We start from the raw sequence: 13,468 nt of genomic DNA, 5'->3' as shown, positions 1-13,468 counted from the left end.
GGACCCTGAGCGTTGTACGTGCTCATAGTCGAAGATAATCCCAGTGTGGCCCGTTTCCTGGAACAAGCTGTCCGGGAAGCGGGCTACGCCTCATTCGTGGTGCACAACGGCCTCGCGGCGGTTGGGCTGGCGAACGCGGAGGAGTTCGACCTTGTCCTTCTTGACGTGATGCTGCCCGGGCTTGACGGATTCTCCGTATGCAAACAACTCAGGGCAAACGGCGTGGGCATCCCTATCCTGATCCTCACCGCCAAAGACACGACGGAGGACAAGATCGAGGGCCTCGACAGCGGGGCGGACGACTATATCGTGAAGCCCTTCCACGTCGGAGAACTGCTCGCTCGCATGCGCGCCCTCCTGCGCCGCGGTGTCTCCTCCCCGGCCCTGCTCACGGTGGGCGATCTGACGCTGGACCCTGCGACCCGGCAGGCGGCCCGGGGCGGCCGGGACATCCGGCTCTCCGCTACGGAATATGCGCTCCTGGAGTACCTGATGCGCAACGCGGGGCGCGTCCTCACCCGCTCCATGATCCTCCAGCACGTCTGGCAATACGACTTCGCCGGCACGGATAACGTGCTTGAGGTCTACATCTCCTACCTGCGCCGCAAGATCGACAAAGGACACGCCGTTCCGCTGATCCACACGGTGCGCGGGACCGGCTACCGGATTGAGGCGCCGGGATGATGTCCTCCATTCGCGCGCGGATGACCCTGACGTTCACGGCGATCGCCGCCTTGCTCCTGCTGGTCCTCGGGAGCGGCCTCGTCTGGTTTGCGCGGCAGACCGCCGAGCGTGAGGCGGATTCCCTGCTGCGGTCTGCGGCGTCTCAGTTCCGGGCCGAAGTTGGAAACGGCGGGCGTCGCGCCATTCTGTCCGAAATGGCCGAAGAAACGGCCCAGCGCCGCTCCCAGGGCATTACCCTCGCGCTGTATGACCGGTCCGGCAACCTCGTGTCCGCCACGGACAGAGAGCTCCCCGCGGCGCCCCGGGCCGCCCACCCGGCGTGGAGGACCGTGCCGCTGCAGTTCGGGTCGGACACGGTCGTCTTCGGCATGCCGTGGGTGAAGACGGAACGCGATCTCAGGCGGGAGGCTTTCGGTCTGGCCGCCCTGTGCGTGGTTGTGCTTCTCGGTACGGGCGCCGGCGCCTGGGTGCTTGTTGGCCGCACGCTGTCGCCCATCGAACTCCTCAGCCGCCAGGCCGCCCGCGCGTCCGCCGATCTGGCGAGCGTACGATTGTCCGCCCCATCCGACGACGCGGAGGTGGTCACGCTGGTGGGGACCCTGAACGGTTTTCTGGACCGGCTGTACGAGGCGACGGCGGCCCGTCACAGGTTCTACGCCGCAGCCTCCCACGAGCTGCGCACTCCGCTGCAGGCGCTGCAGGGGCACCTCGAGCTGGCGCTCACGCGCAAGCGCCCACCGGAGGAATACGAAGCCGCCATCGAGGAGGCACGCGAGCAGGCCGGATACCTGTCCCGATTGGTGCAGGATCTCCTCGCGCTGAACCGGCTCCAGTCGGGTACCGGCCAGACACCGCGCGAGCGGGTGGACCTGGTCTCGGTCGTCGAGCGGGTCGCCGAGGCCTACGCCCCGCTGGCCGAACGCCGCGCGGTGCATCTAGCGCTCGATATCCCGGACGACAGCCAGACATTCGCGCCGGAGACCCACGTGGAGATGGTGGTGCGAAATCTGGTGGAGAACGCCGTGAAGTACTCGAAGCCGGAAGGCCGTGTGGATATCAGATTGACGAAGGGACCCGCGCCCGAGCTCTCCATTGTCAACGAAACCGGACCGTGTGAACCGCTCGACCGGGATCGTCTCTTCGAGCCGTTCTACCGCCCGGACGCGGACCGCCATTCCGAGACGGGCGGCAACGGACTGGGCCTGGCCCTCTGCAAGACGGCGGCCGACGCGAACGGCTGGGTTCTGGCGCTTCACCAGGACGCGGCCACCGTAACTGTGACGGTAGCGTTCCGCGGAAATTCCGGCGTCTGAGGTGTACGGATGGGCGGTTCCACCTTGCCGGCGGGCGAAATCGCGGATTATCTCGTCGCCGGCGCCGGAAGTCCGCCCACGGCTCGCAGCAATTGGTCCTGCGCCACGTTATACTGGTACCGGGCCTGCACGACGTCGCTCTGGGCGTGGACGCGCGAAGCCAGCGCGTCGAGGACTTCCGCCACGATGCTGCGTCCCACATCGTACCGCAGCTGCGCCGCCTTGTACTCCGCCTCGGCGGCTGTCAGGCCCGCGTTTGCCGTTGCCACATTCTGCTCCGCCGCACGCAGATTCAGCAGGGCAGTACTCACGTCCTGCGCCACCTGGAGGGCAGCCTCCTGCCGATCCTGCTCCGAGCGCCTGCGCATCGCGTCCGCCTCCCGCAGCCGCGCCTCGCGCTGCCCGCCGTTGTAGAGCGGGAAGGACGCGATGAGCGCGGCGGTGGTCCCTGTCTGCGATGGATCGCCGCCCATCTTCATCCAGTCGCCCATCACGCCCACACTGACCTGTGGGAGGTAGGCCCCGCGCACCGATCGGACCTCGTGGCCGGCGCCCCTCAAACGCTCTTCTGCCCCCCGAAGCTCAGGACGCTGCCGTTCCGCCAGCCGCAGCAGTGCCGACAGATCATCGGATGTCGATGCAGCGCCTCCTGACGCCATAGATGGCGCCTGGCGGGTTAGGCCCGTCAGAAACTCCGCGGACGGATCGGCCAGGCTGCCGGAGACATCGATCTGCGACGCGGGGCTGATCCCCATGATGGTTTTCAATTGGACAACAGAGAGGTCGGCGTCCCGCTTCGCATTCGTGACTTCCTGCTGCGCGGCCGCGACCTCCGCTTCGTCGCGCCTGAGATAGTACTCGGGAATCTGTTGGACCTGGAAGCGTGCCTGATCGTTCTTGAGCCGCGCCTCGTTCTCCGTCAGCCGCGCTTTGGCAACGTCGACGAGAGAGCGGCGGGCCTGCACGTCGTGGAAAGCGGTGCGGGCCATCAGTGCCACTGTCTGGCGCTGTGCGGCGAGATCTGCATCCGAGGCGCGCCGAAGCGCCTCCGCTTGCCTGATCATAGCTTCCAACCGCCCGCCCGTGAAGAGCGGAAGCATCAGCGATAGGTTCAGGTCGGTGAACCTTCTATCCGGCAGCGCCATGATCGCCGCCGGCTGTGTCGGAGGCGGCGTTGACATCACGCTCGCCGAATTGCCTGTGGAAACGAAGGCGTTGGTGGATAGCCATGGCAGCCGCTCCGCCTGGGCCGCCCGGAGACGCCCAATGGCGGCGTCAACATCGGCGGCGGAGCCCCTGACCACCGGGCTCTCCCTCAGTGCGATCTCGACCGCCTGATCGATGGTGAGCGCCTGGTGGATCACCGGCCGCGATGCCAGAATGGGTCCGAGCGCTCCGGCGGCTGAGGTGTCCGGAACGCTCGCCGGCTGCGCCCAAAGGGGCGCCGCGAGACTGAGGGACAATATTATGCTCATTGGTTTGTTCATGGTGCTACCTCGACTCCTCTTTCGCCGTGCCACGCCCGGACCACTGGTCGGACCAGGCCGCCTCGGCTTTGGCCCGCTGGCTGGGCGTCAGTACGGTCCTCGCTTCCGCCCACCATGCGCGGCGGGCGTCCGCCATCTGTCCCGACAACGCCGCCATCGGGCCGGCGTCCTGCTGCATCTTCTGAACGGAGAGTTTCGCCTCCGGCCGGCTCGGCATGCGTCTTCGAAGGTCCGCTGCCGCGGCGTCCAGGTCCCGCTTCAGGCCGGCTGTATCGCGGTCCCACCGGTTGACGAGGCGGCTCAGTTTGAACGCCTGGACGGGGGTCAACCCGAGGGCATCCGCCTGACGGAGGAGCCAGTGCGGATCCGGCGCGCTCGAGATCGCAGGCATTGACGCCGGCGAAGGTGATATCTTCGGACCGCTCGGCTGCCTTGGCATGAACGCCCATACCGCGATGCTCGCGAGTACCGCCAGAACCAGGCCCGGGCCGACCCTGATGAGTGGTCGCCTGCCATTGGCTGAAGCCAACGTCTGATAATCGACACCGTCTGAAGACGGTTTGTCCGCAGTCGGCTTCAGCCGACTTTTGGGTGGGCAGCCGTCGACTTCAGTCGATGGTGCGAGGCGCGTCCGATTAGCGCCACGCTTGTTCGTGTTGCTCATTTCGCAGCTCCTGTCGTTACTGACTCTTCTACGGGCCCGGCGCCGGGCTCATCAGTCACCGGCCACTCCCAATCGCGCCCCAGGAACGTCTTGTTCACCCAGCGGATGAAGTCGTCCATGAACGTGTGCATGATCGGGATGTCCATCAGCGAGAGCACCGTGCCGACGAGCAATCCTCCGCACACGGCCGTCGCGAGCGGCTGGTAGGCGTCCAGCCCGGTCTTCGGCGCGATCGCCACCGGCAGGAGCACGATGAGGCTGATGGCCGAGGTCATCAGGATCGGCCGAAGCCTCTGCGGACACGCCTCGCGGATGGCCTGGTCCCGAGGAACCCCGCGGTCGCGGTACTTCACGATCAGGTCGATCATCAGCACGGCGGTGGTGATGTCCATGCCGGTCAGCACGATGACGCCGAGGATCGAGACGGTTGAGAACGCCTGGTGGGCGATGAACAGCGCGATGAACACGCCGGCCAGTTCCAACGGGAGGCTGACGATCATCTGGAACGGCTGCAGGAACCCCCGGAACTGGGCGACGAGCACGAGGTACATGAAGATCAGCGCGAGCGCCAGCCCGCCGATGAGGCGCCGGAAAGAGTCCATCATCTGCGTCATATCGCCGCGCATCTCCATCCCGTATCCCGGCGGGAAGTTCACTCTCTGAATTCCCAGTTTGGGATTCCCCGCGTAGGTGTTGGAGACGAGGTTCATCACGACGTCCATGGATGGCAGGTTACCAAGCCGGTAGAAGCCGGTAACCCCGATGACGCGCTTCATCTGATCGTGCTCGATCACGGACGGCGCCACGGTGCGCTCGACGGTCGCCACGCTCTTCAGCGGTATCTGACGGCCGTCCGGGCCGGTGACGTACATGGCTTCAACGTTCTGGGCCGTCTGGCGGTCGGCCTGGTCGTACCGGACCAGGATAGTGTCCTGGCGCCGGTTGGGCAGCCGGTAGAACTCGTTCGTCAGGCCTCCGCGGAGGGCGTAGTAAGCCTGCTGGCTGATGCTCTCTGGCGAGAGGCCCACTTCCTGGGCGCGCTGCGGGTCCACCTTGATCTCGTAGTCCGGCAGGCTCATGCTCCACGTCGTGCCGGGCTGGTACATCTCGGGCATCCTGTCCGCAACCTTCAGCACCTGCCGCCCGAGGCGGTCCAGCGTTGCCAGGTCAGGCCCGTAGATGTTCACGTGGACGGGCGCGGCGGAGGTCGCCATCACATCCGAGCCCATCTCCTTGATCTGGAACCGCCGAATGCCCGGAACCGCTGCCAGAGCCTCCTTCTGAATCGAGTCAATCATCTGGAAAATAGTGCGCTTGCGCTCTCCCTTGTCGCTGAAAGTCAGCATCATCGATGCCGCGTTCACCTGGGGCATCTGGTAGCCGGTGAAGAACGGGTTCCAAGACTCGAACATCGTCTCCTGGCCGATCTCTATACTGCCCTTCTGCAACTCCGGGTACTTGAGCATGATCTTCTCGACCTGCTGAACGGCCTGCTCGGTCTGTGCGAACGTCGTTCCGGGCGCCATCTCCAGGAGGCCGCTTGCCTGGCCCACATCCGCCAACGGCATCATTTCGGAGCCCAGGAAGTAGTAGAACGTGAAGCCGATGATCACGACCGCCGCGATGCGGGCAAACGACCAGAACCGGTTCTCCAGCATCCAGTCGATGGAACGGGCATACCACGCTTCGAGGCGGTTCAGGCCGCGCTGGAACGGATCGAGCGGTACGTAAAGCCACTTCAGCACAGGATGCTTGCGGTCCGCCGCCCGCTCCTCCTCGTGCCGCAGGAAATTGGCGCACAGGAGGGCGGTGAGGGTGAACGACACCAGCATCGAAGCCAGCAGGCCGAAGATGATCGGCCAGACCAACTCGCGGAACATCAGTTGGACCAGCCCGCCCGAGAAAAGCAGCGGGGTGAGCGCCAGGACCATCATCAGCGTGGACGCGATGACCGCGAGGCGGACCTCGGCGATGCCGTCGATGGTCGCCGTTTTCGGGTCCTTTCCCATTCGGAGGTGGCGCTCCACGGCGTGGATGTCGATGATCGAGTCGTCCACGAGGCGCCCGATCGACAGCAGCAGGCCGATGAGCGTGCCGGAGTTGAACGTCATCCCCAGCGGCATCATGAAGAGGATGGCCATCGCCAGCGACGTCGGCAGCGTGATCATCGCGATCACCGTCCCCCGCCATTCCCCGAGGAAAAACAGGACCGCCAGCGCGGTCAACAGGATCGCCACAGCCAGTTCGTGCCAGACGTTCTCGAAGAGAATGTTCACAAAGTGCGCGCTGTCATACGCCACGTCGAAATGGATGCCGGGGTTCTGACGTTCCAGATCGCGCGCGGCCTGCAGCACGGCGGGTTCCACCTCCGCGGCGCTTGCCCCGGGGTTCTGGATAACGTTCACCTCGATGGACGGGATGACCTCGGCCGGCCCTGCTCCGTCGTTCTTCAGGTAGTGGTAGGCGCTGCGGCGCTCCCAGTGCGTATCCACCACCCTGGCAACGTCCCGGACATAGATCACACGCGGCGAAGTAGACGATGGTGCCGTCGGTGCGGGTGCCGGAGCGGCGGCCGATGCGCCGCCGCCACCGCCCATGCCCATCGCGGCGCCGCCCCCGGAGCCGCCGGTGTCTCCAGGCGGCGCCGCGGCTGGCACGCCGGGTTTCACGCTGGTGATCGGGTAGTTCAGCACGTCCTGTGCGCTGGTCGCCAGGGTGTTCACGCGGACGATGCCCTCGCCCGTCCCGGATGTCACGGTGCCGGCCGAGCGCGCCACGTTGTAACGGTCGATACCGTTTTTCACGTCCAGGATGGAGAGGCCGTAGGCCGCCACCTTGCTCCGATCGACGATGACCTGCATCTGCCGCCGGTAGCCGCCGAACGGCACGACCGAGTACACGTCCTTTACGGGCTTGATAGCGTTCACGACGTCGTTGTCCGCGAACTCGCGCAGTTTGACCGGATCCCAGCCTTTGTCCGGGTCGCCGCGCAGGCTCAAGGTGGCCACGGGCAAGTTCAACGGGTCCACGGAAACAACCCACGACGGCTTGATGTTCGCCCCGGTCACGGGCAGGTTGGCCTGGATGACGTTCAGCAGGGACTGCACGTCGGTCTGCGCCTTCTGCATATCCGACCCGTAGTAGAACTCGAGGGTCACGATGGAGAAACCGTCCTGCGACGTGCTGCGGGCGTAGCGCAGGTTCTTCACGTTGACGATCTGCTCTTCGATCGGCTTGGAGACGTACATCTCCATTTCCTGTGCGGACAGGCCCGGCATCATCGTGACGACGCCCAGCATCGGGCTCTGCACGTAGGGCGCGAAGCGGCGGGGCATCCGCCCCGAGAGCGCGATGTAGGCCATGGCGATGACCGCGATGTAGAACGAGACGATGACATAGGGATGCTCGATGGACCATTTGTGGATCAAATGCAGCGGATTCACAGCGTGCACATCGAACCGCGTGGGTTTGTTTGGTGTGTTCATCGAATGGCCCTACATCTTCATCCCGGGCATCGAACCCGCGGCAGGTGAACTGGGCGAGGACGGGCCAGACGTGGCCGCGGACGACCCGGCGGGAGCAACCGTATCCCCGTCGCTGAGCGTGTCGGCGCCTACGGTTACGACCTTCTGTCCTTCGTTCAGACCCGAGGTGATCTCCGTTGTCGTCCCGCCGGTCAGCCCAACCACCACGTCCACCATGCGAGCCGTGTATCGGCCGCCCGAGGCTGGCGCCGCGACCCACACATACGGCGTGCCCTGCGTGCTGACGGCGTCACCCGTCGCCGGCGTGCGCCAGTGAACCGCAGCGGTCGGAACGCGCAGCGACGACGCGTTTCGACCTACCGAGATGCTCATGACCACGTACTGCCCGGGCGCAAAGCGGCCGTCCGGGTTTGGAAGGACCGCTTCCACCACGCCGGTGCGGCTTGTTGGATCGAGGCTCGGGGTGATCGATGTCACCCGCGCCCGGACGGGGGTGCGCAACCGCGTGGCGCTGGTGATGGTGATCGGCGATCCGACGCGGATTTTCGCCAGGTCCGACTCGGCGACGTTCGCCTGAAGCCGGATCGGGTCTACCTGGACGATCGTCTGGATCACCTGGCCCGGGCTCATGAGCTGACCGATGTTGGGGCCATGCCGGCTGACGATGCCGTTAATGCCCGATCGCAGCACGGCAAAATCGCGCTGGGTCGAGCTCTGCGTGACGACCGCCTCGGCCTGCAGGAGCGCGGATTCGGCCTGCGCGATACGCTGCTTCGCCGCATCCGCGGCGGCCTGCATCGTCCGGATCTGCGCGCGGCTTGCGTCAGTTTCATCGCCGGATTGGGCGATTTTGGCCCGCGCGCTCAAGATCATCGCGTCCGCCTTGCGGCTGGCGGCCTGTGCCACCCGGATGTCAGCCTTTACTTTCGCGATGAGCGCCTGCGCCTGGCGGACTTTGGAGGCGGCGTCCTGCGCCGATGCGACGTCCTTCTGCAACTCCTCGCCCGAGACCGCGCCGGCTTTCTCCAGGCTTCGCGTGCGTCCAACCTGGGCCTGCCAGTAAAGGTTGTCCGCCGTCGCCGAGTCCAACTGCGCCTGGGCGTCGGATAGCTGCGACTGCGCCGACGAAAGCGCGGCCTGGGCGCCCGCCTTCTCCTGCTGCGCCGCCGTGAGGTTCGCGCGCGAGTCGAGCACTCCGTTCTGCTTCCCGGTGCTCTCTGACCGCGCCTGTGCGACCGCCGCAAGCGCCTGCCTGTATTCCGCGCGAGCCGCGACGATGCCCTGTTGGGCGGAATCGGCCATGGCCAGGTTCTCGGCGATCTTCGGGTCGATTTCACTCGTATCCAGGCGCCCGACGACCTGGCCTTTGACCACGTGGTCCCCGATGTAGCACGGCATATCCACGATCACACCGCGCACCCGCGCCACAACGTCCTGCTCATAGAAGCCGGCCGCCTGACCGGTGTATGTGACCGTGCTGTCGATGGGTCCGCGCGTCACCGAGGCAAGTTGCACAGGCGCCGTTCCGGGAGGCGCGGGCGTGTTCATCTCCATGCCCTGCGCTTCGAGCGGCGTCATGGAACCCGGGCGGCGCCAGTGACCAACCGCGTAGCTTGCGATGAGGAACAGGACGATGAGAATGGCGATGCCGACCAGGAACTGCCAGTGCAGGACAGCCTTCCAGTTCATGTGCTGCCCCGTCTTGCGCATGCGATGGACGATGAACGCCGCCCCCGCCACAAGGAGGAGCCAAGGCAGGAACCGGGCCGGGGACGGGCCGGACGGCGCGCTGCCGCCTGCCGCTTGAGTCGCCGAAAGAGCGCCGGTGTCCTGTCCCGTTTTCAAGGGTATCTTGCCGGTGGCTGCGCCATTCGGGCCGGCAACCTTCACCGTCGCCTCGAAATCGCCCGCCATCGCGAACGCCGCCTTGGCCTCGTACACGCCGGGCGTCCCGGCGACGGGCGAGGCAGGACGCTCGACCTCCCCCATGTCCATGGCCGGCATCTTTACCAACGCGCTTACCGTGGCGCCGTCGACCGGCTTTCCGGAGGCATCCGTCACCCGGATAAGGAGTCTGGCGTCGCCAACCGCGATCACAGCGGGATCGGTGGCCACTTCAATGGTATAGGGGCCGACCCGGGCCTGGGGCCCGGCGAAGGCCGGCCCCAATGTGAGAAGAGCGGCGAGGGCCGCCGACAGGGTCCGCACGCTTCTCATCCACCCCATCCTCGATATTGAGAGTTCGTTCATCGCAAAAACCTTTCTCTCGATCCAGACGGATACCACCCCCGCCACGCGAACTCGTGATGAGCAAGCCGACGGCCCGGATGGAATCTGAGTGGGTTGCGTCACCTTCCCATCGCCTAAACGCTAGCTCGCAAACGCCCGTGCGGGCCACTTGCCGGTCAATGCGAACGTGCAGGGTTGGAAGGTGCGCGCCGGGATGCTCGGCGGACGGATGTCCTCAGGCTATCCCGACATGCGGCCGCAACGAAGCCGCCGTTGCACGCCGTCCCACGGGGACCGCGTGCCAAGTGCTTGTTACGCGAGAGAAGGAGGGGCGCGCGAACTGAGGATGCGGGACAGTGGGTCCCGCGGCGGTAGCGGTATGGTGGACGGCGGAGCCAGGCTGGCGACAGCCGCGTCGATCGCCGGCAACAGGAGTGACGGGACGACGCAGATCACCAAACAGACAACGGGCGGGTGAACGTCGGCAACGATGATGTCTGTCTGGCTGGTTTTCGGCGCCATGCACGTCAGGGGAGACGAATGGCGCTGGGAACCGAGCCCTTGCGGTCCGGACGACCGGGTCTGCTGCTGGCAGCACGGCATAGCGCACGCGGAGCCGTCGGCGACGGATGCCGCGGTCATATGGCACGACATACCGGAGGCCGCCCCCACAACAGGGGCCGCCGCCGATGCGCCGGTGCACTCCCATCCGACCGAAAGCCACGTGGAAAGGACGACCAGCATGGCCGTCATCCACGAGAGCCTCCTGCATTTGTGTCGGTAGCCGTTCATAAGATGCGTCTCACCCGGTGCTCCGTACGGAGCGGGAACCGAACCCGGCGTTCACCAGCATGATACCACCTGGGCCGGAAAAGAGCAATATCGACCTGTCTGACCGGGTATATCATTGTTCGCGGACCAATTCGGCAGGTCGCGGCTCGTATCGGCGTTCATCTCTGATCCACCCGCATACCTCAACGCGCGGTCTCCGGACGAGGAAGCGGCCCCCGCCCCGATAGGACGGGAGCCGCTTCGGCGTCCAATTGGCGCCTTCTACTTATCGTGCACCGTAATGTTGCCTGCGATTGCGGGCAGCATCGGCCCCGGGGGTGCAGTGCCCAGTTTCGCACAGTCACCAACGTTGCCCTGGATGCCGTCCGGAGTGCCGCCTGCCTTCTGGATCTGCCCTGGCTTGCCATTATCCACCAGCCAGATCTGTATGTTGTTGCCGACGACGATATCGGTCCGGGTACTCTCTGTCACGACGCCCACGAATGTCGCGGTTCCCGCCGCAACGTCGATGCTGACGCACTGAACGTCCAACGTATAGGCGCCGTTCACGTCCGAATAAGTGAACCAGCCGCCCGCGGTCTGGTTGCCCCAGTCAGCGTGCACGCTCACGGCGGAGTAGGCTTCAAGCCCTCCGTTGATGAACTGGATCTCGCCGGTAACCTTGGGCGCTCCGGCCCAGGCCATCCCGGACAACAACAGCGCACCAACCACAAGCGCGCTCTTTAGCATACGCATCGCACAACCTCCTGCTTCGAGCCTTGTCGTAGGTTCCAAACGCCCGGACATACAATCCGGGAAATTCCGGACCGGTTCCGCCTGACGGCACAGTCCGAGGAGAAGCGTTCAGTGCGGCGCCGCTCTTGAGGCTGGCCGGTTGGCGAATCGGCCCACTCGTGTTTTTACCCAATGACCGGGCCTGCGAAACCGCTTCGACCAAAAGGAACCAAGCCTGCCGCCGTCCGGACCCCACATCGTCGGCCGGTCGCATACACATTCACCCGCCGGCGGCTGGAGAGATGCGGCGGAACGGCCATAAGAGTGTAGGTGTCGTTGCCATGGCCGCTGACGAACGATACGATGTGTAGAGCGACAGGTCGGCGGGACCGGAGCGAAGGAGACAACGCATGGCGAGCAGCGTAGCAACGCATCGCAGGAAGCGCTATAGCGAGATCGGACAGGTGTTGGTTCGCAATGGCTTCTATTGGCTCATGGCGGAATGGCGCCTCGACGAGATCCTGGGCCGCGTGCGAAACTGGCGCGGCAGGGCAAAATCGCCGGCGCTGACCCAGCCAGAGCGTGTCCGGAACGCACTCGATGAACTAGGACCGACCTTCATCAAGCTGGGCCAGATACTCAGCACCCGCCCGGACCTCCTGCCGCCGGAATACATCGCCGAATTGAGCAAACTCCAGGATCAGGCTCGGCACGAGGCCTTTTCCGATATCGCCGCCACCATCAAGCGGGAACTGGGAGCGCCGCCGGAAGAGGTCTTTCGGACGTTCGCGGTGGAGCCACGGGCCGCCGCCTCCATCGGCCAGGTCCACGATGCCGTGATGCTCGATGGTACGCACGTCGTGGTCAAGGTCCAGCGGCCCGCGATCGAAGCGGTGGTCGAAGAAGATCTCGCCATCCTGGGCGACCTGGCCCGCTTTCTCTCGAAGAACTCACGGATTGGGAAGCAGTACGACCTGGAAGGGTGGGTGGACGAGTTCGCCATCACGCTGCGGAACGAACTCGACTACGTGCGCGAGGGACGCAACGCCGATCGCATTCGCGCGAACTTCGCTGCGGATCCATCACTTCTCGTGCCCAGGATCTACTGGGAGCACACCACCAAGAGAGTGCTTACGATGGAGGAGATCGCGGGCATCAAGATCAGCGATCTCGACGCACTCGACGCCGCCGGTATCGATCGCGCCAGTCTCGCCGAACGGTGCGCGCACATCGCGGTTGTCCAGGTGCTGGACCACGGTTTCTTCCACGCCGATCCGCACCCCGGCAACTTTTTCGTCCAATCCAATGGCACCATCGCACTGTTGGACTACGGGATGGTCGGGCAGGTGGAAGACCGCCTCGGCCAGTCGCTTGTGCGCCTGGCCATCGCCGTTACACGGCAGGATGCGGACGGGCTGGTGGACGAACTCCTGGCCTTGGGAGCAGCGCCGGGACCGGTGGACCGCGGGGCGCTCCGGCGCGATCTGAAACGTCTGCTGCAGAGGTACTCCGGGCAGCCTCTCGGCGAAGTGACCGCCGCCAACGTTTTCGGCGACATCACCACCGTCTCAAGGCGCCATCACCTCCAGCTTCCCAGCGATCTGACGCTGCTCACCAAGGTCATCGCCATGGATGAGGGTCTGGGCGCGTTCCTTGATCCGGACTTCAACCTGCTCGAGTTCGCCAAACCCTACCTCAAGCGCTTCTGGCGGCGAAGCCACTCCCTTCGTGTCATCACCCGGCGAGCCCGCGAGGGAGCCATCGACATGGCCGAGATCGGTCTCGACCTGCCTCAGCGGCTCCGCCACCTGCTGGTTCAACTGGACCGCGGTGAACTGTCCGTCGCCAGCCGGTTCGAAGTGCCGGAGGAGGTCGCCAGGCGCTTCGAGCGGGCGGCCAATCGCATATCGATAAGCATCATCGCGGCCGGGATTGCGATCGGGCTGAGCGTGCTGGCGGCCATCTACCGGCCGGCCGGCTCGGATGACATCGGCATTTTCCTGCTGAGAGCGGCGATCGCGCTCGGCATCGCGTGCTGCCTCTGGCTCCTCGGCGCATTCTGGCGTTCCGGGCGGTAGCTCCCGGACATAGGCCAGACCC

9 protein-coding genes are annotated in these 13,468 nt (G+C 65.4%); 3 read left to right on the top strand and 6 right to left on the bottom strand.

Features of this window, described 5'->3' with window-relative positions:
• Positions 1–18: 18 nt before the first annotated feature.
• Both VGM51_08820 and VGM51_08815 read left to right on the top strand, forming a co-directional pair.
• Entirely contained in the window at positions 19–684 is a 666-nt protein-coding gene (locus VGM51_08820; protein HEY3413146.1) for a response regulator transcription factor, read from the top strand.
• A complete protein-coding gene (locus tag VGM51_08815) occupies positions 681–1,997 on the top strand; it encodes a HAMP domain-containing sensor histidine kinase (protein ID HEY3413145.1) in 1,317 nt (438 codons plus the stop codon). The genes VGM51_08820 and VGM51_08815 overlap by 4 nt, the downstream gene beginning before the upstream one ends.
• A gap of 47 nt (positions 1,998–2,044) precedes the next feature.
• Here VGM51_08815 and VGM51_08810 read toward each other — a convergent pair whose 3' ends face one another.
• The 6 genes from VGM51_08810 to VGM51_08785 all read right to left on the bottom strand — a co-directional run bounded on the left by VGM51_08810 (position 2,045) and on the right by VGM51_08785 (position 11,389).
• Positions 2,045–3,472 (bottom strand): TolC family protein, encoded by a 1,428-nt coding sequence (locus VGM51_08810; protein HEY3413144.1) that lies wholly within the window; start codon positions 3,470–3,472, stop codon positions 2,045–2,047.
• A 16-nt stretch (positions 3,473–3,488) separates the two neighbouring features.
• Positions 3,489–4,148: a hypothetical protein gene (locus VGM51_08805; GenBank protein HEY3413143.1), complete on the bottom strand. Its 660-nt coding sequence runs from the start codon at positions 4,146–4,148 to the stop codon at positions 3,489–3,491.
• Positions 4,145–7,633, bottom strand: coding sequence for an efflux RND transporter permease subunit (locus VGM51_08800; protein ID HEY3413142.1), 3,489 nt, complete (start codon positions 7,631–7,633; stop codon positions 4,145–4,147). Before VGM51_08800 ends, VGM51_08805 begins: the two co-directional genes overlap by 4 nt.
• 9 nt (positions 7,634–7,642) lie before the next feature.
• Positions 7,643–9,850, bottom strand: a complete 2,208-nt coding sequence (locus VGM51_08795; GenBank protein ID HEY3413141.1) for an efflux RND transporter periplasmic adaptor subunit — start codon at positions 9,848–9,850, stop codon at positions 7,643–7,645.
• 324 nt (positions 9,851–10,174) lie between these two features.
• Positions 10,175–10,615: a hypothetical protein gene (locus VGM51_08790; protein ID HEY3413140.1), complete on the bottom strand. Its 441-nt coding sequence runs from the start codon at positions 10,613–10,615 to the stop codon at positions 10,175–10,177.
• A gap of 300 nt (positions 10,616–10,915) precedes the next feature.
• The gene (locus VGM51_08785) at positions 10,916–11,389 is read right to left on the bottom strand and encodes a hypothetical protein (protein HEY3413139.1); all 474 of its coding nucleotides are present in this window, start codon (positions 11,387–11,389) and stop codon (positions 10,916–10,918) included.
• 389 nt (positions 11,390–11,778) lie between these two features.
• Here VGM51_08785 and VGM51_08780 point away from each other — a divergent pair, with 389 nt between their 5' ends.
• Complete coding sequence (locus VGM51_08780; protein ID HEY3413138.1) at positions 11,779–13,446, top strand: AarF/ABC1/UbiB kinase family protein; 1,668 nt, start codon at positions 11,779–11,781, stop codon at positions 13,444–13,446.
• Positions 13,447–13,468 lie beyond the last annotated feature (22 nt).

The organism is Armatimonadota bacterium, assembly GCA_036504095.1.
Classification (GTDB): domain Bacteria; phylum Armatimonadota; class DTGP01; order JAKQQT01; family JAKQQT01; genus DASXUL01.
Note: the sequence above shows the minus strand (reverse complement) of the source record. Positions and strands in the feature narration are given on the sequence as shown.